This is a genomic window from Paraburkholderia phytofirmans PsJN (assembly GCF_000020125.1).
In the GTDB taxonomy this organism is placed as follows: Bacteria; Pseudomonadota; Gammaproteobacteria; order Burkholderiales; family Burkholderiaceae; genus Paraburkholderia; species Paraburkholderia phytofirmans.
Genome location: NC_010676.1, coordinates 1,515,043 through 1,536,225, shown reverse-complemented (window position 1 = coordinate 1,536,225; position 21,183 = coordinate 1,515,043). Strand labels below are relative to the sequence as shown.

Below are 21,183 nucleotides of genomic sequence, written 5' to 3'. Positions count from 1 at the left end.
ATAGGAGGCGAGCCATGTGCGGCCGTCATCTGTCTTCCCCCATGCGGCGCAATCTGCTGCTGGCCGGTGCGTCGTCGATCACGCTGGCGGGGTTGTCGCAGCGCGTTGCGGTGGCGGCCGAACCTGCGTCCGCCAATGGGCCGAATTCGATTCCACCTTCCGAAGCGCTTGATCGCCTGATGCAGGGCAACGCCCGCTACGCCGCGAATAACCCTTCAAACAAGGACTATTCCGCGGGCCGCGCGGCGCGTGTTTCGGCGCAGTATCCGATTGCGGCGATCGTTGGCTGTGCGGATTCGCGGGTCGCGCCGGAGCTTGCCTTCGATCAGGGGCCGGGCGATCTGTTCGTGGTGCGCGTGGCCGGCAATTTCGTCAACGACGATATTCTCGCGAGCCTCGAATACGGCGTCGAATTCCTCGGCGTGCCGCTCATCATGGTGCTCGGGCATACGCAGTGTGGCGCGGTGACGGCTACGGTCAAGGCGCTCAAGGATGGCGCTCGTTTGCCCGGCCATCTGCCCGAACTGGTCCGCGCGATCAAGCCGGCCATGCAGATGGCGAAAGTGGCGAAAGTGGCGAAGGGAGATCCAGGCGAGGATCTCGTCGCGCAAACCACCATCGAAAACGTCAGGTTGAATGCCAACCGGCTGATCGTATCCAGACCGCTTATCGGGCCGTATGTGAAGAGCGGCAAGGTGAAGATTGTCGGCGGTATCTACGATCTCGCGACGGGGAAGGTCACGTTGCTCTGATGCGACTCTTGCCCGGATGTCACGCCGGCTGATTCCGTGCATGGCTGAAATGAGCGGTTCAAAGCGGTGAAGCCAGAACCGCTGCTCGCGCTCGTCAACCGCTGAAGCAGCGAAACGCGAGGCTGATGCGCGGCTGTGTGACACCCGCAAGCTTGGGAATACCGTGCTCATGCGTGAATTGCGACGCATAGCTCATGACGAGACAACTGCCGGGCTCCAGTTCGACATGCACGATGCGTCCTGCGCCGACGCCGACTTTCGGCCGGATCGTCATGCGGCGACTCGCGCCGAGCGAAACGATCGCTATCGGCTGGGCGGGCACCAGCTTCTCTGTTTTGTCGCTGTGCGGCGCGACGCTGTCGCTGCCGTCGCGATAGAGATTAAGACCGACGCGATTGAACGGCGCACCCACTAGCGCGCGTACGGCTTCGAATGCCTCGCCCAAAGGCGCGGGCAGATCGCCGGCATCGCGGGCGAAGGTGGCGAGCAGACGCGGCACGGCGACTTCGCGGTCGTACATCATGCGCTGCTGACTAAGCCAGCCGACATTGCGCAGCGCAGTCTCGAACCACGCCTGCGCCGTGGCAGCCGGGATCGACTCGGGCAGATAGCGGATTCCGCCTTCCTCGTCATGGAGAAGGGCGATGGGCTCTGGCGCGAATAGGGCTTGCTGGGACACCATGATTCCAACGTGGGTTGGGCGCCGCGCGGTCACGCAACGAAGGGCGGCTCGGGCAAATCATTATACTGTGTTTTTATACAGTGTTCATGACCTGCCGCGACCGCCGGACCGCCCTCCGTGCGGACTCAATCGCCCGGGCTGTACAGGTCGAGCAACTTGAGCGTCACGCCGTTGGTCCAGCCGAAGCCGTCCTGCAGCGGATATTCGCCACCGCCGCCGCCGCCCGTTCCCGAGCCTTCCACCACGTATTTCTCGACCAGCTTCTGATCGGACGCATAGACGCCTTTGACGTCGCTGAGAAAGCGCGTGCCGATCTGTTGCGCGAGCGCGTCCTGACCATAACGCTTCAAGCCCTGAATGGCCGCCCAGTGCAGCGGCGCCCAGCCGTTCGGCGCGTCCCACTGCTGCGTGGTGTTGTAGGTCGTCGTGACGAGGCCGCCCGGTTGCAGCAAGGTGGACTGCACCTGTTTCGCCGTCTTGAGCGCGCGATCCGGCCACGCGGCGCCGACGAACAGCGGGAACACCATCGCCGCCGTCTTGTTGTCGCGCGGCCTGGCGAGCTGCCAGTCATAGTCGCCGTAATAGCCGTTGGGATTCCACAGATAGCGGTTGATGCCGAGCGCACGCTTCGCGGCGCGTTGCGCGAATTCGCCGACGCAGCGGAAATCGCGCGTCTCGCCGCAACCCTTGGCGATGGTGATCTCGAGATGGAACATCAGGCTGTTCAGGTCGACCGGAATAATCGACGTGGTGCGCACCGTCGCGAGCGTCATGTTGTCGCCGAACCAGCGCGAGCTGAAATCCCAGCCGCTTTCGGCGGTGGCGCGCAACTCGCGGTAGACGTCGTTCGGATTGCGGCCGCTCGCCTGTTGCGCGGTCTGAATGTCCTCCAGGTACGATTCGTCGCGCGGCGTGTCGAGCTCATCCCAGTAGCGGTTGAGCACCGTGCGATCCGGCATCACGACGACATTGCGCGTGGCCGAGCCGGGTCGCGTGGTGGACTCGCCCTGCATCCAGTACGCGTATTCCTTGCGTAACGCCGGCAGGTACTTCTGATAGACGCCGTGGCCTTCCATCTTTGCCGCGAGTTCCACCATGTGCGAGAAAAACGGCGGCTGCGAACGGTCCAGATAGTAGGTGCGATTGCCGTTTGGAATGTGGCCGAAGGTATCGATCTCGTAGGCGAAGTTGTCGAGCATGTCGTCGACCAGATTTTCGTTGCCCGATTCCTGCAGACCCAGCATCGTGAAATAGGTGTCCCAGTAGTAGCCTTCGCGGAACCGGCCGCCGGGCACCACATAGGGTTTCGGCAATGGAATCAGCGAGCTGTTCGGCGGCGCGCTGGTGGTGGTGCGGGTCAGCGCGGGCCATAGCCAGTTGATGTGTTCACGCAGCGTCTGATTGGCGGGTGGCGTGATGACCGGCTCGCTCGGTGGCGTGAAGTATTTGTTGACGAACTTCGCCAGCGAAAAGCCGGGGTTGTGCTTCTGCTGCTCGTACAGTTGCACGATCGCGGCGGGATCGGCATTCGGCGTTGCGTCGACGAAGGTCTTCTGGTCCGGATAAATCTGCGCGGTTTGCACGGCGACGAAGAGATCGCCGTAGAGTTTGTCGGGCGCGGGCGGAAGTGGCCCGCCGACCTGGGTGTCGGCATGGCAGACGCCGGCGAGATTGATCAGGAAGACGAAGCTTGAAGCGGCCGCTATGCGATGCAGCCTGGTGGATTCGACGCTACGGAAAGCGGTGCGGGATGCGATGCCGGCGCGGCCGAAGTTGCGCGGTTGCGATGACTCAATCATGTCTCCTCCAGAGGAATGGACAACAGGATCGGTCTGCCTCGCGCCCAATGTTTCTTCTAGGGATAACCAGGGCGTGGCTAGCATCGCACAAATCACGGGGCGTTACAAACGCCGATGCGGAAGGCATACGCGAGGTACGCATGCCGCTGCGCTGCACAAGACGGGCTGGTATATGTGCACTTACTGCCGGTCCGCTGATGCGCTTCCCAGAAGATAATGCGCGCGTCCTTACGGTGCGGGCCGACGAAGTAGGTAATGTGGCTCGCGAGATCACGCCAGGCGAGCCGCAATTAGTCGTAGGGACGGCGCAGTTCGAATCAATTGTCACGGTGCTTGTCGATCCCTTCGCGGCGGCGCAGGCATAATCCGATTTCCACCCATGCGAGCCGCGCAGCCGGCCCGCGAAACCGGGGCGACGCGTCGTTTCGCGCGCTCCCAGGAAAGTCCATGCCGCCCATCACCGCTGTCCGCACGAGCGCCGTGCCCCTGCGCAGCGTTGCGCTGATCCTCGTGTCGATGTTCTGTTTCGCGCTGGTCGATGCGCTCGCCAAATCCGTAACGCTCGCTTATCCGGCCAACGAAGTGACGTTCTTTCGCATGCTGTTCGGCCTGCTGCCGGCTGTCGCGGTATGCCTGCGCGGCAAGCCGCTCGTCGAGCGGATCAGGCACATGGACGTGCGCGGGCAGACCCTTCGCGCACTGACGTTGCTTGGCGCCTCAGGTCTCTTCTTCGCGGGTCTGCCGTACATGCCGCTTAGCGAAGCAGTGGCGATCGTCTACTCGGAGACCTTGCTGGTGATCGTACTCGCGCCGCTGCTGCTGAAGGAGGCGTTGAAGCCGCGCGATGCGCTGGCTGCAGCGGTCGGCTTTGTCGGCGTGCTGTTCGTGGTGCGTCCGGACGGCTCGCATTCGAGTTGGCTCGGTCCTGTCCTACTGATGTCGAGCGCCTTCTTCGGCGCGCTGTCGATCATTCAGATCAAGCGCATTCGCGCCTCGGACGATTCGGGCACGACGGTGCTGTATTTCACGGTGATCGGCACGATTGTCACTAGCGTTTCGCTGTTTTTCGCGTGGCGCGCGCCTACGCTCCAGGCGCTCGCGGTGATGGCCTTGCTCGGCGGCTTCGCCACGGCCGGGCAATTGCTGATGACCATGGCATTTCGCCAGGCCGACGCCGGCGCGCTCGCGCCGTATAACTACACGAGCATCGTGTGGGCGGCGCTGTTCGGTTATGTGGCGTGGGGCGAAACGATCGGCGCCATGTCGCTGCTCGGCATTGCATTGATTGTGACCAGTTCGGTTGCCGTTGCGATGCGTGGAAAGCAGCAAGAAGGGCCGCTCGTATAGATACCTGTGGTGAATTGGCGAGCACGCTCCGGTCTTGCCGGATTGCCTGGTAGTTCCAACCATCGTCGGGAATAAATACACGTTGAACTGGCTTTTTCGGCCAACGTGGTATGCACAATCCGACGATTCGACGCCCCAAGAATATAAATAGAAAATGAGCGCATCCAGCTCGCGTGCGCCTCCGTACGTGACTTGATCGGCACGAGCGCGCGGTCATCGCTGCGGCGTCGAACAGCCTCATTCGCCGCTAACCTCTGATGAATCCGCGCACGTTTGTGAAGCCGCGCACGCGCATGTAACTCGACTGAAGGGGGAGACGTCATGTATAGCGAACCCAGGAAGATCGTTCTCACAAGTCTCGTCGTCGGCGCTGTTGCAATCGCTGCGTATGTGTCGCAAGCCGGCAAGCCCTGGCAGTCGACGGACGAATTCGGTTCCGCGCGAGGCGATACGCCGGCTTACCGCACGCGCGGCGACACCATTAGCGGCGCGGTCATATCCGGTCCGGTCACTGCTCGCAACGATTCGAGCGGTGCTTCGGCCAGCAGCCTGCAGGCGGCGCGCAATAGTCTGCAACGCAACGATCTTGCTGCCGCGCAGGCGCAACTGGACGCGGTCCCTTCCGCTCAACAGGACGACGATCAGGTGCGCGCGTTGCAAAAGGAAGTCCAGGCGCGCGCGGATAACGAGCAGCGTGCAGTGAACACGGCGCGAGTCGACAAGGCGCAGCAACCGGCTGCGAAGCCGGTGCGGATGTCTTCGTCGGCGAAACATGGCCGGTCGCGTGAAAGCCGCGCTGTGGGCCGCGAGCAGGCAAATCGCGAGACGAATCGCGTGACGAGTTATGCGAAGAGTCAGACGGCGTTGGACAACCTGGTAGCGCGCGTCGACAGCAATAGCGCGCCGAGCGCGAGAACGCCGATTAGCGGTGGACCGGCTATGGCGAGGCAGCCTTCATCTATTCAGACCGGGATGAAAGCGATGCAGAGCGCGAGCAGCGCGCCGGGCGTCGTGACGCCTCCACTGGTCGAGCAAGTGCCGCAAAAACCGCCGACGGTTCCAATCGCACCGACGGAGCCCCAAGCCGACCTGACCACGCAAGCCACGCTACCGTCACCGCCGTTGGTGCAGTCCATGCCCTCCGGCGGCACGGTGACGAGATCGGACGACGGCCCGAAAACGCGCTCGCAGGTGCGCGCGGAAATCGTCCGCGCCCGGGAAAACGGCAGCCTTCCCGCATTCGGCAATCCCGACCCCGCGGGGCCGGGCGGGGCACCGAGTCTCACCAGCGCGCCGCGTCCGTAACGCCGCGCAAACCGACCGACGCCTGGCGGAAGCTCAGGCCACGGGTTTAACTCAGCGAAGCCGCGAGCCGCGCGAAGGTGGGCTCGTCGGTGCGATCGAAAGCGAGCGGCGTGACCGATACGCGCCCCGACGCCACCACGGCCGTTTCGCTATCGGGATCGTTCGCGCGCGCGCCGCGTTGAAAGCGCAACCAGTGATACGCCATGCCGCGCGGATCGACTTGCGGCAACACGTCGATATCTTCGACGAGTCCAACGCCCTGGCGAGTCGGCGTGAGCGGACCGGCAAGCGCCGCGTCGACGTCGGGAAAGTTGATGTTCAGGCAGGTGGGCGCCGCCTGCTCGATGGCAAGCAACTGACGGATCACGCCGGGCGCGAGTGCGCGCGCGGTGTCCCAGCGCACGTTGTCGCGATTGCTGAAGGTCTGGCTCAGCGCAAACGACGGCAAGCCGAGCAGCAGCCCCGTCATGGCAGCGCCGACCGTGCCCGAAAACATCGTTTCCACACCGAGATTGCCGCCGCGATTGATGCCGGAAAGAATCAGCGTGGGCGGCGTGTCGCGCATCAGATGGCGCACGCCCATCACGACGCAATCGCCGGGCGTGCCGGCCACGCCGAAACGCCGCTCGCCCTGGCGGCTTACACGCAACGGCGAATGCAGGCTGATCGAATGCGACGTGCCGCTCTGATCGTGCTCGGGCGCGACGACCCAGACTTCGTGCGCGAGCTCGGCGGCCACTGCTTCGAGTACGGCGAGGCCGGGCGCGTCGATACCGTCGTCGTTCGTCAACAGGACTCGCGGCACTTTGGATTCATAGGCGGGCATCGCGGCTAACTCCTTTGGGTGGGTAGGGGAAGGTATGCATCATTATCCAGCCATCGTTCAGCCCGTCAGCCAGCGCGCCGCGAGCGGCATCAACACCGGTACGACGAACGCGGTGAACACGCCGTTCAGGCCCATGCCGAGGCCGGCGAACGCGCCCATTTCCTCGCTCACCTGAAAAGCGCGCGCTGTGCCGATGCCATGTGACGCAATGCCCAGCGCGAAACCGCGCACCTCGGGTTCGGCGATGCGCAGCGCGTTGAGAATCGTACGCGCGAACACGGCGCCGAATACGCCGGTCGAAATGACGAGCACGGCGGTCAAGGACGGAATGCCGCCGATCTCGGAAGCGACCGCCATCGCGATCGGCGTGGTCGCGGATTTGGGTGCGAGCGACGCAAGCGTTTGATGCGACGCGCCGAACAGCGCCGCCACGCCGACCGCCGAAACGATGGCCGTCAACGATCCCGCCACCAGCCCGCCGATCAGCGGCAACGCGGAGCGGCGCAGCTTCGGCCACTGCCGGTAAAGCGGCAGTGCGAGCGCCACGGTCGCGGGGCCCAGCAGAAAGTGAACGAATTGCGCGCCTTCAAAGTACGTCGCATACGGTGTGCCGGTGATCTCGAGCAGCAGGACCAGCAGCGCCACCGCGATCAGCACGGGATTGGCAAGCGGATTGAAGCGCGCCTTCGCATAGATCGTCTGGGCAATGAGGTAGGCGATCAGCGTAATCGTCAACCCGAGCAAGGGACTCGCGGCGAGATACACCCAGATCGCGCCGAGCTTCGGAATGGCGGTCATGATGCGGACTCTGTCGCGGAGGGCTCACGGCGCTGGCGGCGCATCAACGCGCGCGTGACGAGCGCTGCCACCGCAATCGCGAGCGTCGTGCTGACCGCAATGGAGACGATCACCGCGACGGCGTCGCCGCGAATCCGGCTTGCCGACACCATGATGCCGACGCCCGCTGGAACGAATAGCAAGGACAGGTGGCGGAGCAATTCGAGCGCGGTCGGCTCGATAGCATCGGTGGTTTGTGGGCGCAGCATGAGGAAGCCGAACAACAGCAGCATGCCGATCACCGGACCCGGCACAGGCAAATGGAACACGTACGACACACCTTCGCCCAGGCACTGAAAAATGAGCAGGACGGCGAGCGCTTGAAGCATGGCAGTCTCCGGAACGCGAAACGGAAAATGCGCCATTGTGTACCATGAGGATTGCCTTGTGCAGCCTCGCTGCCTGAGCAAGGCGCGGCCTTTGCTGTTTGAGGTAGATGCGCACGTCAACCAACACACCGTCCCAGGCGAGTTGCCATGCAGATACAAGCATTTCAGATTGCAATCGACGATCGCGAGATCGAGGATCTTCGCCGGCGTATTCGCGCGACCCGATGGGCGCCGGCGACGCCGTCACCGGCCTGGCAACAGGGCGCCGATGCCACATGGCTGCGCGAACTCGCTGAGTACTGGGCCGAGCGTTTCGACTGGCGCGCGGCCGAGCGCGGCTTGAATCGGCAGCCACAATTTCTCGCCGATGTGCAAGGGCAGCGCGTGCATTTCGTCCATCGGCGCGGTGCGGGGCCCGCACCGTATCCGCTTGTGATCACCCATGGCTGGCCCGGCTCGTTCTTCGAATTTCATGCGCTGCTCGACCGCTTATGCGACCCGGCCGCGTCCGGCGGCGATCCTGCCGATGCCTTCGATGTCGTCGTGCCGTCGCTGCCCGGCTTCGCGTTTTCGCAGGCGCCCGTGCAACCCGGCACATCCGCGTGGCAAGTGGCCGATTTGTGGGCCTCGCTGATGCGAGGCCTCGGCTATGAGCGCTTCGGCGCGCAAGGCGGCGATCTCGGCGCGGGCGTGTCGATCGCGCTCGCCGCGCGGCATCCGCAAGCCGTCGACGGCATTCATCTCAACTTCCTGCCAAGCTCGTATGAGCCGGCCATCGGCGCGGCGCAAAAGCCGCTTACGCCAGCCGAAGAAAATTTCTTGCGCGAGAAAAACGAGTGGGCCGCGAAGGAGGGCGGCTACGCGCACATGCACAGCACCAAGCCGCAAACGCTCGCTGCGTCGCTTAACGATTCGCCGGTGGGACTCGCTGCATGGATCGGTGAGAAGTTTCGCGCATGGAGCGATTGCGAAGGCGACGTGGAGCGTGTGTTTTCGAAAGACGATCTGCTCACCAACATCTCGCTCTACTGGTACACGCAGTGCATCGGCCCGGCGATCCAGATGTACTGGGAAAACGGCTTGCAGCCGATGCGTTTCGCGGAAGGTCAACGCGTCACGCCGCCTGTCGGTTTCGCGCATTTTCCGAAGGAGATCAATCACCCGCCGCGCAGTTGGCTCGAAAGAACGTTCGACGTCGTGCAGTGGGCCGACATGCCGGGCGGCGGACATTTCGCTGCAATGGAAAAACCCGATCTGCTCGCCGGGGAAATTCGCCAGTTCTTCCGGCCGCTGCGGCAGCAGCGGCGCTAGTCAAAAACGCGGCCGCGATGCTGCAGCAGACCGCGTTAGAACCGACGCCCCATGCGGACATCTGTACGAATACCCCGATTTGGCTAGACAACAAATCGTATAAACGGCGGCTGCTCTTGAACCGTTAAATTTGGTCAGACTGTGCCGCCGTCCTTACGCCAGCACGTATGATTTGAAGGTCGCACGGATTCACCGGAACACGGCAGTGACGAAGCGTCTCTTCGCAATACGGTTCAGGGCAGGTGCTGAGGGACAAACAAGAAACGACGATGCAGAAAACCAAGGCCATTACGCGACGCGTCATCTACTTCACGCGCGATCCCGCGCCAGGATTGCTGGCGAGCTTTCGGGAGCGCGAGTGGGACGTCGAGGTCGTCGGCTCGGTGCGTGAAGTCCGGCAATTCGCGCAAGGCGGCTCGCTGGCGGGCGGTCTCGTCGATCTGTCCAGCGTGTTCGAGCCAGGCGAGGCCGCCGCGCTGGAAACCTGTCTCGCCATGCCGAACATCGGCTGGGTGGCGATGGCGGCCGCCACGCACCTCGACGACGCGATCCCGCGCCGCCTGGTGCGCGACTACTGCTTCGACTACGTGACGCTCCCCGCTGCGAATGAGCGGATCGTCGACACCGTAGGCCACGCCTGCGGCATGATTTCACTCGGCGAGCCCGCCTGTCTCGACACGTCCACCGCCGAAGGCCAGATGATCGGTACGTGCGATGCCATGTACGCGCTGTTCCGCGCGGTCCGCAAAGTTGCGACGACCAATGCGCCCGTTTTCATTTCCGGCGAATCCGGCACCGGCAAGGAACTGACCGCGGCAGCGATTCACGCGCGTTCGCCTCGCCGCGACGCGCCGTTCGTCGCCATCAATTGCGGCGCGATTCCCGCGCAACTGCTGCAATCCGAATTGTTCGGCTACGAGCGCGGTGCATTCACCGGTGCGAATCAGCGCCGGGTCGGTCGCGTCGAAGCGGCGAATGGCGGCACGCTGTTTCTCGACGAAATCGGCGATCTGCCGTTCGAGAGTCAGGCGAGCCTGCTGCGCTTTCTGCAGGAGAGCACCATCAGCCGGCTGGGTGGCGACGGTTCGATCGATGTGGACGTGCGCATCATCTCCGCGACTCACGTCGATATGGAAGCCGCGATCGAAGACGGCCGCTTTCGCGCGGACCTGTACCACCGCCTGTGCGTGCTGAGGATCGACGAACCGCCGCTGCGCGCGCGCGGCAAGGACATCGAACTGCTCGCGCTCTACACGTTGGAGCGCTACCGCACGGACGCGAGCCGCCGCCTCTACGGCTTCGCGCCGGACGCGATCGCCGCGATGCATCGATACGACTGGCCGGGCAATGTGCGGGAGTTGATCAACCGCGTTCGGCGCGCGATCGTGATGTCGGAGACTCGCACCATCACCGCCGAGGACCTCGAACTGTCGAGCTATGTCACGGCCGTGCCCATCACACTCGCGCGGGCGCGCGAAACCGCCGAACGCCAGGCAATCGAACTCGCACTTCTACGCCATCGCGGCCGCCCCGGCGACGCCGCGCGCGAACTCAGCATCTCGCGCACCACGCTTTACCGTCTGCTCACTTCACATGGCATGCGATACGGAGACGAACCGGACGCGGCGGAATAGCGCGTTCGTCTGTCGCAAAGTTGCGAACGCGCGGGCATGCAAATGAAGTGTCTGTCAATCGCAAGCGCATCGACAGCTTGCAACGGGTAAGTTATTCGCGACACTCCGAAACGAATCCGCAATTATTGCGCGATGCCCATTGGTTCGCATTAGCTTGCGATAGCGTCACGTCAATCTCTCTGCGTTTTGGCGGAAAGGCAATGCAAGGACGTGAAACGATAGACCAACCCTGATGCCTGCGCCCCGGTTCATCCAACTCCATCGCCGCAGATCAGCGTGCCCGGCTCGACTGTGACGCCGCGACGGCACGATTCGCGATTTTCATACGTCGCGCAGCTTGCAGGTGCTACCGCGCCTCAGGCAAGAACATGTGGATCAACCTCCGACAATCACGGCATCGCTCAAAAGGCGGTCCGTCGCTCACGCGTGCTGAGGAGCAACGTGAATCTTTTTCCGTGCACTCTCGTTTATGTCGATGTCGATGCGAAGCCGGGTCCCAACTCGACGAATCGCGATCCGCTCTCGTATGTGAGTCAGGCGATCTGCCTGAATAACAGCTTGCGGCGCGTGGGCCTGCCGACCTTGACGATCATGACCAACGCGCCGGAGCAGGTCGCGCGCCGGCTCGCGGGTATGCCGGCGGAGAATCGCCCGGCGGTGACGTTGCTTACCGCGACGATCGAGTTGCCGAAGAACACGCCGTTCTACGCCGCGCATTTCAAACTCGACCTGATGGACCAGGTGGCGGAGAGCTTGCCCGCCGACACGATGATGTTGCTGCTCGACGCCGACATGGTGGCGCTGCTGCCGCTCGATCCCGATCTGATCGAACGATGCGCGCAAGCCGGTCTCGGTGTCTTCGATATTTCGGATCAGGTATTTCCGGCGTACGGCAGCGAGCGCGTGGTCGCGGATCTGGAAATCGTCGCGGAACGGCGCCTGATGAATCCGCGCTGGTACGGCGGCGAATTTCTGATCGCGACACCCGCCGCGTTGCGCCGGCTGGTGCCGCGCGCGCGCGCCAGTTACGCACGCTATCTCAGCGAAAGCGAGCGTCTGAGGCATCACGGCGACGAAGCGTTCATCTCAGCCGCGCTCAATGCGCTCAGTGACGAAGGACAAGTGCTGATCGAAGTCGGAGCGTATCAGGCTGTGGGACGCCATTGGGCCGGCAACAACTATCGGGATTTGCGCTGGTTCCGCTGCTGTTCGTTCGTGCATTTGCCCGGCGGCAAGGCACTGCTCGAAAAAGAAGCGCGTTTCGACGACTTCGCGCCGGACCGCTTCTGGCGCACCATGCGCGCGGCGCATTTGCGCGGCCGCGTGCGTCACGCGCTCAAGCGGATCGTAAGGATGCTGAACGTGGAGCGGCTCGCGGCGCGCATGCGCTGCACGGCGTGAAGAGGCCGCCGTGCCAGTCACTTTCGCACGGCGGCGAGCGCTCGCAGCGCCCGTTCGCCGGTCACATTTTCACGTCGATGCGTCCATATACGCCGTTCGCTTCGTCATTCGGCCCGGCTGCGAAAAACAGCGTGTTGACCGGCTGATTGCTGAGCCCATTGCCGAAAGCGATCCCCCACAGGCCGTGCTGCACGAACGACGTGTTGTCGGGCAAGTTGATGGCGCCGAGAGACCGGCCGCTCGCCGGATCGAAGGCGTTGATCGTGCCGTCACCGAAATTGCCGATCAGCACGTCGCCACTGAAGCGTCCAAAATTGGCCGGCGCTTGCGCGATGCCCCACGGCGCATTCAGCACGCCCCCCGAGGCGAAACGCTGCAACAGGTTGCCCGCCGCGTCATAGACATCCACGAAGCCGAGGCCGGGGCCGTCGACGTTGTCGTGCGCCGCCGCGTCCTGCTTCGCGTACGTCACGAAGAGTTTTGTGCCGATCGCCTGAATGCCGAACGGCGCAAAGCCCGCCGGGAGCGACGCGTCCTGGAACTTGCCGGGCGTCGAGACCTTCACGAAGCTCTTGTCGAAGACGTCGATTCTGTTGTTGTGAAAGTCGGCGGCGTAGAGGAAGTTGGCGCCGCCGTTGCTGGCCAGCGCGAGGCCCTTGTAGACCGCGGCGGCGCTGCCGCTGTCGAACACGACGAACGCGTTGGTGGGCCCGACCGCCGGCGCCCACGCGGTGATCGTGCCGCCTTCGCCGGCAAAGATAAAGGCGCCCACGCCGGATTTGGCGCCCTGAGTCACGACGAAATCCGTCGTGCCGTTGAACACGATGCCGGTCGGATTCGCCGGTCCGTTGATTCCGTTCGGAATGCTGACGACAAGCGATTGCGGCGTGCCGTTGCCGTCATAAAGCGTTGCCAGCGAGGTAGCGTTATCGGCCACCCAGACGAAACCTTTTGGATTGAACGCAACGCCCCATGCGTTCTTCAGATTAGGGTCCGTGTGCGCCGCAGCGACGGCGCCGTCCGATACGAGTGCCGTCGACGTAAACGATTGGTTGTTGACCGAATCGGAACCGCCGCACGACGCGACAAGACTCACCAATGCCGCGCCGCCCACGACGACGCCCAATGCCTTAAGCACAGATTTCATGGCCGCACCTCTCTGTCATGACCGATGGTCATTGCGCCTATTGAACGCACGGCGTCGCGCCTTTATTCCTTGGCAAAGAAGTTTTTTTGATCGACGCGAAGCGGCCAGTCGGGCGGCGCGTCATATTGTGCCGAACAGTGCGCGCGGACGATCCTTGAGCGTGCCGGTCAGGAGCCGCAGCGCGCTTACGAGCTGATCGCGGCTGGTCGCGCAGGCGAGGTTGATTCGCACGCCATGCTCGATCTCCGACCGGTCGACGGCGAACGCCGACGACGGCATCACCACGACGCCGCGCGCTTTCGCGTTGGCCGCGAAGTCGTCGGCGCGCCACGGCGGCGGCAGCTTCAGCCACACGAACATGCATGCCGGATCGGTCTGCAGCAACTCCTGCGGCAGCAGTTCGCGCGCGAGGTCCTGACGCGCGCGAATCTCGGCGAGCTGCGCGTCCATGATGTGGCGCGCGGTGCCGTCCTCGATCCAGATCGAGGCGATCAGCATCGACATCGGCGCGGGCATCCATGCGGTTGTGCGCACGGCTTCCGCGCAAAGCGCGGCGCTGTCCGGCGGGCTCAGCAGATAACCGAGCCGCAAGCCAGGGGCAAGGATCTTCGACGTAGCCGCGAGGTGAAAAGTGAGTTCCGGGCACAGGCTCGCGATCGTCGGCAGGCGTTGCGAGACAAGCGGTCCATATACATCGTCCTCGATGATCGCCACGCCGTGCCGGCGGGCAATATCGACGAGCGCCATGCGCCGTTCGAGACTCATGGTCGTGACGGTCGGATTCTGCAGATTCGGCACGGTGAAAATCGCTTTCACCGGCATGCGCCGGCAGGCGCGCTCCACTTCGTCGGTCAGCAGCCCTTCGCGATCGCTAGGAATACCGACGATCTCGAACTGGAACACCGGCGCGAGCGCTTTGAGGCCGTAGTAGGTGAGTTGATCGGCGAGGATCACGCCGTCGGTGCCGATCAGGCTGTTCAACACCGCATACAGACCATGCTGCGCGCCGCTCGTGACGACCACGTGATCGGCCGACGGGGCAAAGCCAGGCGCGGCCATCCAGCGCGCGCCGGCCGCGCGCGCCCACGCGGGCCCTTGCGGCGGCTGGTACTCCTGCAACTGCGGGTAGCGCGGATCGCGCGGCAAATCGGCCAGCGTGCGAGCGAGGCAGTTCAGGAACTCGCCCGTGGCCGGACGGTTGACGGTCAGATCGATTACCGCGTTGCTGGTGGCCCGGGCCTGCGCGGGCTCGACGCTCGGCATCGCGCCCCCGGTCACGAGCGAGCCGCGCCGTTTGCTGCCGATCACCAGTCCGCGCAGCTGCAATTCTTTGTACGCACGCGACACCGTGGACACGTTGATGCCCAGTTCGGTGGCCAGTTGCCGCTGCGGCGGCAGGCGGCTGCCAGGCGGATAGATGCCGCTGCGGATCTCGTTTTCGATCGAACTGGACACCTCGATATAGGTGGAGCGTTTCGCCTGCTCCGGCGCGCCAGGGGCGGAGCGGGCGGCGTCTTTGTCAGAAGCCATAAGATCAGGTGTCTCCATACAAAACCGGCTTTGTCCGCGATTGTGCGGAGTTTTGCCGATTCTATACCAGACCTGCCCGACTGCAAGCGCTTCAAGCGCCTGCTCGCCCGGCCCCGGCGCGCTGGCAAGGAGCACACCCGCGACGATCCAGGGAAAGTGCCAGGGCCACACAATGTGCGTTTTAATTGCACACAAAAAAATATTGTGTGATTCTAGATGCCATGGTTTGTCTGGTGGCGTGAATCGGGAGACGTCGCCGGGCGGTGTTCAGCAATCTGTCCGCAGGAGTTGTCCGATGAGATTTCCCCAGTCCTCCGCGCGCGCCAGCAGGCGGAAATCCGGTGCCGGCTCGTTCACTGGACACGCGCGCATGGGCCTCGGCGAAGGGCGCAAGTGATGCCGGAGATTGCCATCATCGGAGCGGGATTCATCGGCCTCGCGAGCGCTGTGGCACTGATGCGCGACGGCCATCGGGTCACGCTATTCGATCCGGCCGGCGTGGGGCAGGGCGCGTCGTTCGGCAATGCCGGCACCTTCGCGCACTATGCGTGCATCCCGGTCAACAACCCGTCCGTGTTCCGCGATTTGCCGCGCTTCCTGCTGTCGAATCAAAGCCCGTTCAGATTGCGTTGGGGGTATCTGCCGCATCTCACGCCGTGGCTCGTGCGCTTCATGATGAGTTCGCTGCCGCAGCGCTATGAAACGAGCGCCGGTGCGCTCGCCGCGCTGCTCGATTGCGCGCAGGACGGCTACGCGCCGCTACTCGCCAATGCGGAGTTGGCGCGTTTTGTCCGGCCGCGAGAGTGTCTCTATCTGTACTCGAACGCGGCTTCGTTCGATGCCGCGCGTCCCGCGCTCGATCTGCGGCACAAGCTGGGCGTCGCGTTCGAGGTGCTCGACGGCGCCGCCATTCGCGCACTTGAACCGGCGCTGGCGCCGATCTTCGAGCGCGGCGTGCTGTTCAGCAACAGCTGGCATTTTTCCGATCCGCAAGGCTTTCTGCAGACGCTGTATGAACAGCTCGCCGCGCAGGGTCTGAAGCTCGAACGCTCGACCGTTGACGCGGTGCAACCCGGCACGGACAGCGCGAGCCTGACGGTCGGCGGCATGACGCGGCGTTTCGATCATGTGGTGGTGGCGACCGGCGCGCGTTCGGCGCAGTTCGCCAGCCAGTGCGGCGACTCGGTTCCGCTGGATACGGAACGCGGCTATCACGTGCGCTTTCCCGGCGCGCAGCAGTTAGTCTCGCGGCCGGTCGGCTGGGCCGAGCGCGGTTTCTACATGACGCCGATGAGCGACGGCCTGCGCGTGGCGGGCACGGTCGAACTCGCCGGTTTCGGCGACACGCGCAACCGTTCGCTGCTCGACCTGCTGACGTTTTCGTCGAAGCGGGCGTTACCCGCACTCGATACACCGGATAGCGACTGGCTCGGCTTTCGGCCCACCTTGCCCGACGGCGTGCCGGTGCTGGCGCGCTCACGCGCGAGCGCACGCGTGATCTACGCATTCGGTCATCAGCATCTGGGCTTGACGCTGGCCGGCGTGAGCGGGCGCATCGTCGCCGATCTGATCGCACAGCGTGCGCCGCCGCTCGATCTCGCGCCCTATGCGGCCACGCGCTTTTGATTGCAGTTGAGAGTTGGTTAGCAGATTTTTTAAAGGTTTTACCACAAGCATCGCAGAGCGGTTTCGACGCGTCGCGCATCGGATCGGCCAATCTGCACACACACGCGCGACGTCACATCTCGCAAGGAGCGCATCATGAATCGCCGCTATTGGCTATTGAGTGCCACTGTCTGTGCACTCGCCACGTATATGCCGTTTTCGTGGGCCGCCGACCCCCAGATCGTCAAGATCGGTTTCGTCGGACCGTTGACGGGGCCCGTTGCGCGGGTCGGCAAGGACTTGCAGTACGGCGCGCAGTTGGCGCTCGATGAAGAGAACGCGAAGAACCCAATGATCGGCGGCAAGCCGGTCAAGTTCGTGCTCGACGTGCAGGACGATCAGGCCGACCCGCGCGTGGCGATTCAGGTCGCGCAGAAGCTGGTCGACGACGGCGTGGTCGGCGTGATTGGCCATTACAACTCGGGCTGCAGCATTCCGGCCTCGACGGTCTATCACCAGGCGAACGTGGCGATGATCACGCCCGGTTCGACCAATCCGCAATTGACCAAGCAAGGCTTCAAGAACGTGTTTCGCACGATGGGTCACGACGGTATCGGCGGTGTCGTGGCGGGGCATTTCGTAGTGGAGCAGATGAAGGCGAAGCGCATTGCCATCATCGACGACCGCACGGCTTTCGGGCAAGGGTTGGCCGATGCCTTCGAAAAGGGCGTCAAGGAAGCGAACGGCAATATCGTCGATCGCGAATTCACCAACGACAAGGCGATCGATTTTCGCGCCATTCTGACCACGCTCAAGAGCAAGAACGTCGACCTGATTTTCTTCGGCGGGCTGGATGAGCAGGGTGCGATGCTGGTCAAGCAGATGCGCTCGCTGGGCATGAGCACGCAATTGTTCGGCGCCGGCGCGCTGAAGAGCAATGCATTCCTGCAGATCGCCGGCACGGCGGGCAACGGAACGCAAGATCTCGAACCGGGCCCGGCGCTCGACAAACTGCCGGCCGCGCAGGCATTCGGCAAGCGCTACAAGGCGCGCTTCAATCAGGATGTCGAACTGTACGCGCCGTTTTCCTATGACGCGGCGCTCGCCATGCTGAAGGCGATTCACACCGCCGACTCGCTCGATCGCGCAAAGATCGTCGACAGCCTCGCCAAGGTCACGGTCACGGGCGTCACCGGCAATATCACCTTCGATCCTTACGGCGATCTGATCAAGCCGCCGTACACGCTGTTCCAGGTGGAGCAGGGTCAGTGGAAAAGCGTCAAGACGGTAGGAGGCAGCGGCGCGTGAGGGCGTTTTTGAAAAAGCGGAGCGTATCAAGCTGCTGCTTTTCCGAGGTCTGTGAGAGAACCGTGACGCCGGCCGATGTCGACGCCGTTGCCGTTACCGGCAGTCATGGTTTTGTCGAGGCAGAATAGAAACAGGCAACCGTTCGGCGTCATCGCGTCGCGCGGTTGCTTCATTTCTGAAAGCTTTCGACGCGAGGCCGACAGCATGACCGCATCCATCACGCTGGTTCTGTTCGACATGGAAGGTGTTTTGTCCCACTACGACCGCGCCGCGCGAGTCGATCATCTGGCGGCAACCGCCGGTTGCACAGCGGACACGGTGCGTCACGCGATCTGGGGTTCGGGGCTCGAAGCGCGCGCCGACGCCGGGGAAATCAGCGATGACGAGTATCTGCGCGAGTTAGGCATGCTGCTGAACCACCCCATCAGCCGCGACGAATGGCTGGCCGCCCGTCACGCGTCGATTACGCCGAACCAGGACGCGCTCGCGCTTGCCGCCCAGGTCGCCGAGCGGCACCGCATTGCGGTGCTGACCAATAATTGCCGCCTGTTGATCGATCACATCGCTTATCTGAATCCGCCTGTCGCGCGGCTGTTCGGGCCGCACGTTTACTCGTCGGCGGCTTTTGGCGCCGCTAAGCCGGCGGCGCAAACCTATCTGCGTTGTCTGGAGCAGATCGGCGTGCCCGCGGCCCAAACGCTTTTCGTCGACGACACGGCCGCCAACGTGAACGGCGCGATCGATGCAGGACTGCAAGGACACATGTTCGTCAGCGTCGGCTCATTGTCGGAAGACTTGCAGCGTCGCGGTTTGATATAGCAACTGTGGTTGTCTTCGCATGTACTAATCGCAGAAGTCCGGATTCTGCTGCACCAGTTCGTGCACCCACTCGCTGAACACTCGCACGGACATGCTCAAACGACGGTGCGGATAAAGAATCGAGAGGGGCAACGGCGCGCAATGGCAGTCGCGCAAAATCTCACGCAACGCGCCGGATTCGATTGCCTTCGCCGCCATGAAGCGCGGCGTCTGGATCAGGCCGAGGCCTTCCACCGCGGACGCGACATAAACCTGACCTTCATTGACCGCGAGTTTGCCCTCGATCGGTCTCTTGATGAGTACGCCGTCCGATTCGAACTCCATCGGATAGACGCGCCCTGTTCGCGCGGAAAAATAATTCACCGCGTGGTGCCGGTCGAGATCGTCGGGCGTGGCGGGTTCGCCCATCTGCTCGAGATATGCCGGCGCGGCGCAGATCGTCATGCGCACGCTGCCGAGCGAGCGCGCCACCAGGTTCGAATCGTCGAGCACGCCAATGCGGATCACGCAATCCACGCCTTCCTGCACGAGATCCACGTTGCGGTCAGCCAGTCCCAGCTTCACCGTGATGTCGGGATAGCGCGCGTTGAAATCGCGCATCACGGGAATCAGCACGTGAGCCGCGAACGTGGCGGACGTGTCCACGCGGACCGTGCCGCGCGGACTTTGACGTTTGCTCGATAGCGCTGACTCGGCGTCGGAGACCTCGGCGAGAATGCGTGCGCAGTATTCGTAGTAAAGCGCGCCGTCGTCGGTCACCTGCACGCGGCGCGTCGTGCGGTTGAGCAGGCGCACGCCGAGATGACTTTCCAGATTCTGCACGACGGTGGACACGGAAGCGCGCGGCATCTCCAGTGAGTCCGCCGCCTTCGAGAAACTAGACGCGTCCACGACGCGCTTGAACACTGCCATGCCTTGAAGAAGATCCATACGGTGCTGTCCTCTCGACGCTGAGCGAATCCGTGATCGCGAATCGTTGGAATGATAGCCGTGACGCGTTCAGGGCGGACAGTGTGAACGGGCCTACGGGTTCCCGGAGTCGACCGCAAAAAACCTTGACTCCCGGAGTCCCGGGCCTATAGTTCACCATATGGCAAAGTCTCCAGTCAGTCAACTCGATCGCACGTTTTCAGCCCTCGTGGACCCTACGCGGCGGGCCATCCTCGCGCGCCTCGAACGCGAGCCGGGCTTGTCCGTCACGGAGATCGCGCGGCCGTTGCCGCTCAAACTGCCCGCCGTCATGAAGCATCTCGACGTGCTGAGCGAAGCGGGTCTGGTGGCGCGCACCAAGAATGGCCGGACCGTTTCGGTGCAACTGGTCGCCGGTCCAATGGAAGAGGCGATGGCGTGGCTGCGGCGCTACGAACGCTTCTGGTCCGCGAGTCTCGACCGGCTCGCCGATTTTGTGGAGAGGGACGACGAATGAACGAAAAGCCCAGCCTGACCATCGTTCGGCGCATCAAAGCGCCGCCTGCAAGAGTCTACGCAGCATGGACGCGGCCGGAACTGATGGCGCGCTGGTGGGGACCGGACGCCGGGCCGGTGCTGAGCGCTGAAGCCGATCCGCGCGTGGGCGGCCGCTTTCGCGTGGTGTTTCAGACCTTGGACGGCGAAACGCACGACTGCCGCGGCGAATACCAGGAAGTCGAAGCGGACCGCAAGCTCGTCTTCACATGGGAGTGGGTCACGCTGCCCGAGCGCCGGTCGCTGGTGACGATCCGGTTTCGTCCGATAGAAGAGGGCACCGAACTGCATTTCACTCACGCGCAGTTCTTCGACGAGGCGGCGCGCGATGGTCATCAAACTGGCTGGACCGGTGCATTCGAAAAGCTGGATGCACTGGTTGCCGAGCTGGAAAACGAAGCCAGATGAAGCACATCCCACCGAAGTCAACGCATACTGAGGTCGACCATGAAGCTCTACTATGCTGAAACGCTGTCTCCCAGGAAAACCTGCGCGCTGGCCCAATACTTAGGGTTGCCAATCGACTATGCCTTTGTCGATCTGCGCAGAGGCGAGCATACCCGGCCGGACTATCTGGCGATCAATCCGAACGGCAAGGTGCCGTGTCTCGTCGACGGCGAGAAGGTCATCTGGGAGGCCGACGCGATCATGTGCCATCTCGCGCAGCGCGCGGAATCCCCGCTCTGGCCACGAGGAGCGCAGCAGCAGATCGACGTCGTGCGCTGGTTCAGTTGGAATAGCCAGCATCTGCTCCGGCATGCAGGAGCGCTGTACTTCGAGTATCTGATCAAGCCGTGGGCCGGACTTGGCGAGCCCGATGCTTCCAAGGTCGCCGAGGCGCAAGGGTTCTTCCGCAAGCATGCCGCCGTGCTCGACCAGCATCTGAAGGGACGCAAGTGGTTGCTTGGCGATGACCTGTCGCTCGCGGATTTCTCGGTTGGCATCTCGCTGCCGTACGCGAAAAACGCGGCGATGCCGCTTGAAGAGTTTCCAGAAGTGGTGCGCTGGCACGATCAGCTGAACGCGATCGACGCATGGCGCGATCCGTTTCCCGCGCGGCAGGAGCGCGCCGCGGCGAACGCCTGAG

General features: G+C 63.4%; 21 protein-coding genes. 12 read left to right on the top strand and 9 right to left on the bottom strand.

Going from position 1 to position 21,183, the window contains the following annotated elements; translation table 11 throughout:
- Nucleotides 1–14 precede the first annotated feature (14 nt).
- Nucleotides 15–752 (top strand): carbonic anhydrase, encoded by a 738-nt coding sequence (locus tag BPHYT_RS26595; protein WP_012427219.1) that lies wholly within the window; start codon nucleotides 15–17, stop codon nucleotides 750–752.
- Nucleotides 753–846: 94 nt separating this feature from the next.
- Here BPHYT_RS26595 and BPHYT_RS26590 read toward each other — a convergent pair whose 3' ends face one another.
- Nucleotides 847–1,434: an alpha-ketoglutarate-dependent dioxygenase AlkB gene (locus BPHYT_RS26590; RefSeq protein WP_012427218.1), complete on the bottom strand. Its 588-nt coding sequence runs from the start codon at nucleotides 1,432–1,434 to the stop codon at nucleotides 847–849.
- Nucleotides 1,435–1,559: 125 nt separating this feature from the next.
- A complete protein-coding gene (gene treA, locus BPHYT_RS26585) occupies nucleotides 1,560–3,233 on the bottom strand; it encodes an alpha,alpha-trehalase TreA (RefSeq protein ID WP_012427217.1) in 1,674 nt (557 codons plus the stop codon).
- A 447-nt stretch (nucleotides 3,234–3,680) separates the two neighbouring features.
- On the opposite strand from treA, the gene BPHYT_RS26580 reads away from it, so the two are divergent.
- Both BPHYT_RS26580 and BPHYT_RS38360 read left to right on the top strand, forming a co-directional pair.
- Entirely contained in the window at nucleotides 3,681–4,580 is a 900-nt protein-coding gene (locus tag BPHYT_RS26580) for a DMT family transporter (protein ID WP_012427215.1), read from the top strand.
- A 321-nt stretch (nucleotides 4,581–4,901) separates the two neighbouring features.
- Entirely contained in the window at nucleotides 4,902–5,885 is a 984-nt protein-coding gene (locus BPHYT_RS38360; RefSeq protein WP_012427214.1) for a DUF4148 domain-containing protein, read from the top strand.
- Between the two features lie 46 nt (nucleotides 5,886–5,931).
- Here the strand turns inward: BPHYT_RS38360 and surE are convergent, their stop codons facing one another.
- Genes surE through BPHYT_RS26560 form a run of 3 tightly spaced genes read right to left on the bottom strand, consistent with a single transcriptional unit; the run spans nucleotide 5,932 to nucleotide 7,877 of the window.
- A complete protein-coding gene (gene surE, locus BPHYT_RS26570) occupies nucleotides 5,932–6,711 on the bottom strand; it encodes a 5'/3'-nucleotidase SurE (RefSeq protein ID WP_012427213.1) in 780 nt (259 codons plus the stop codon).
- A gap of 57 nt (nucleotides 6,712–6,768) precedes the next feature.
- Nucleotides 6,769–7,509: an LrgB family protein gene (locus BPHYT_RS26565; RefSeq protein ID WP_012427212.1), complete on the bottom strand. Its 741-nt coding sequence runs from the start codon at nucleotides 7,507–7,509 to the stop codon at nucleotides 6,769–6,771.
- On the bottom strand, nucleotides 7,506–7,877 hold the full coding sequence (locus tag BPHYT_RS26560) for a CidA/LrgA family protein (protein WP_012427211.1): 372 nt from the start codon (nucleotides 7,875–7,877) through the stop codon (nucleotides 7,506–7,508). The genes BPHYT_RS26565 and BPHYT_RS26560 overlap by 4 nt, the downstream gene beginning before the upstream one ends.
- A gap of 147 nt (nucleotides 7,878–8,024) precedes the next feature.
- Between BPHYT_RS26560 and BPHYT_RS26555 the strand changes: the two genes are divergently transcribed.
- The 3 genes from BPHYT_RS26555 (at nucleotide 8,025) to BPHYT_RS26545 (ending at nucleotide 12,223) form a co-directional block, all read left to right on the top strand.
- Nucleotides 8,025–9,188: an epoxide hydrolase family protein gene (locus BPHYT_RS26555; protein WP_012427210.1), complete on the top strand. Its 1,164-nt coding sequence runs from the start codon at nucleotides 8,025–8,027 to the stop codon at nucleotides 9,186–9,188.
- A gap of 269 nt (nucleotides 9,189–9,457) precedes the next feature.
- Complete coding sequence (locus tag BPHYT_RS26550; RefSeq protein WP_012427209.1) at nucleotides 9,458–10,822, top strand: sigma-54 dependent transcriptional regulator; 1,365 nt, start codon at nucleotides 9,458–9,460, stop codon at nucleotides 10,820–10,822.
- A gap of 441 nt (nucleotides 10,823–11,263) precedes the next feature.
- The gene (locus BPHYT_RS26545) at nucleotides 11,264–12,223 is read left to right on the top strand and encodes a hypothetical protein (RefSeq protein ID WP_012427208.1); all 960 of its coding nucleotides are present in this window, start codon (nucleotides 11,264–11,266) and stop codon (nucleotides 12,221–12,223) included.
- A gap of 61 nt (nucleotides 12,224–12,284) precedes the next feature.
- Here the strand turns inward: BPHYT_RS26545 and BPHYT_RS26540 are convergent, their stop codons facing one another.
- Nucleotides 12,285–13,370 carry a TIGR03118 family protein gene (locus BPHYT_RS26540; RefSeq protein ID WP_012427207.1) on the bottom strand — a complete coding sequence of 362 codons (1,086 nt, stop codon included), beginning with the start codon at nucleotides 13,368–13,370 and terminating at the stop codon, nucleotides 12,285–12,287.
- Between the two features lie 120 nt (nucleotides 13,371–13,490).
- On the bottom strand, nucleotides 13,491–14,900 hold the full coding sequence (locus BPHYT_RS26535) for an aminotransferase-like domain-containing protein (RefSeq protein ID WP_012427206.1): 1,410 nt from the start codon (nucleotides 14,898–14,900) through the stop codon (nucleotides 13,491–13,493).
- Nucleotides 14,901–15,296: 396 nt separating this feature from the next.
- Between BPHYT_RS26535 and BPHYT_RS26530 the strand changes: the two genes are divergently transcribed.
- Together BPHYT_RS26530 and BPHYT_RS26525 are read left to right on the top strand one after the other, a co-directional pair.
- Nucleotides 15,297–16,526 (top strand): NAD(P)/FAD-dependent oxidoreductase, encoded by a 1,230-nt coding sequence (locus BPHYT_RS26530; RefSeq protein WP_012427205.1) that lies wholly within the window; start codon nucleotides 15,297–15,299, stop codon nucleotides 16,524–16,526.
- A gap of 135 nt (nucleotides 16,527–16,661) precedes the next feature.
- Nucleotides 16,662–17,813: a branched-chain amino acid ABC transporter substrate-binding protein gene (locus BPHYT_RS26525; protein ID WP_012427204.1), complete on the top strand. Its 1,152-nt coding sequence runs from the start codon at nucleotides 16,662–16,664 to the stop codon at nucleotides 17,811–17,813.
- 26 nt (nucleotides 17,814–17,839) lie between these two features.
- Here BPHYT_RS26525 and BPHYT_RS26520 read toward each other — a convergent pair whose 3' ends face one another.
- Nucleotides 17,840–18,019, bottom strand: a complete 180-nt coding sequence (locus BPHYT_RS26520; RefSeq protein ID WP_041759166.1) for a hypothetical protein — start codon at nucleotides 18,017–18,019, stop codon at nucleotides 17,840–17,842.
- Here BPHYT_RS26520 and BPHYT_RS26515 point away from each other — a divergent pair.
- Nucleotides 18,018–18,632: an HAD family hydrolase gene (locus BPHYT_RS26515; protein WP_012427203.1), complete on the top strand. Its 615-nt coding sequence runs from the start codon at nucleotides 18,018–18,020 to the stop codon at nucleotides 18,630–18,632. The two genes, BPHYT_RS26520 and BPHYT_RS26515, sit on opposite strands and share 2 nt — an antisense overlap.
- Before the next feature lie 24 nt (nucleotides 18,633–18,656).
- Here BPHYT_RS26515 and BPHYT_RS26510 read toward each other — a convergent pair whose 3' ends face one another.
- Nucleotides 18,657–19,562, bottom strand: a complete 906-nt coding sequence (locus BPHYT_RS26510; RefSeq protein WP_012427202.1) for a LysR family transcriptional regulator — start codon at nucleotides 19,560–19,562, stop codon at nucleotides 18,657–18,659.
- Nucleotides 19,563–19,722: 160 nt separating this feature from the next.
- On the opposite strand from BPHYT_RS26510, the gene BPHYT_RS26505 reads away from it, so the two are divergent.
- The 3 genes from BPHYT_RS26505 to BPHYT_RS26495 are packed head-to-tail and all read left to right on the top strand — an operon-like array spanning nucleotide 19,723 to nucleotide 21,182.
- Nucleotides 19,723–20,058 (top strand): ArsR/SmtB family transcription factor, encoded by a 336-nt coding sequence (locus BPHYT_RS26505; RefSeq protein WP_012427201.1) that lies wholly within the window; start codon nucleotides 19,723–19,725, stop codon nucleotides 20,056–20,058.
- Nucleotides 20,055–20,504 carry an SRPBCC family protein gene (locus tag BPHYT_RS26500; RefSeq protein ID WP_012427200.1) on the top strand — a complete coding sequence of 150 codons (450 nt, stop codon included), beginning with the start codon at nucleotides 20,055–20,057 and terminating at the stop codon, nucleotides 20,502–20,504. The genes BPHYT_RS26505 and BPHYT_RS26500 overlap by 4 nt, the downstream gene beginning before the upstream one ends.
- 39 nt (nucleotides 20,505–20,543) lie before the next feature.
- Complete coding sequence (locus tag BPHYT_RS26495; protein WP_012427199.1) at nucleotides 20,544–21,182, top strand: glutathione S-transferase family protein; 639 nt, start codon at nucleotides 20,544–20,546, stop codon at nucleotides 21,180–21,182.
- The last annotated feature ends 1 nt before the right edge of the window (nucleotide 21,183 follow it).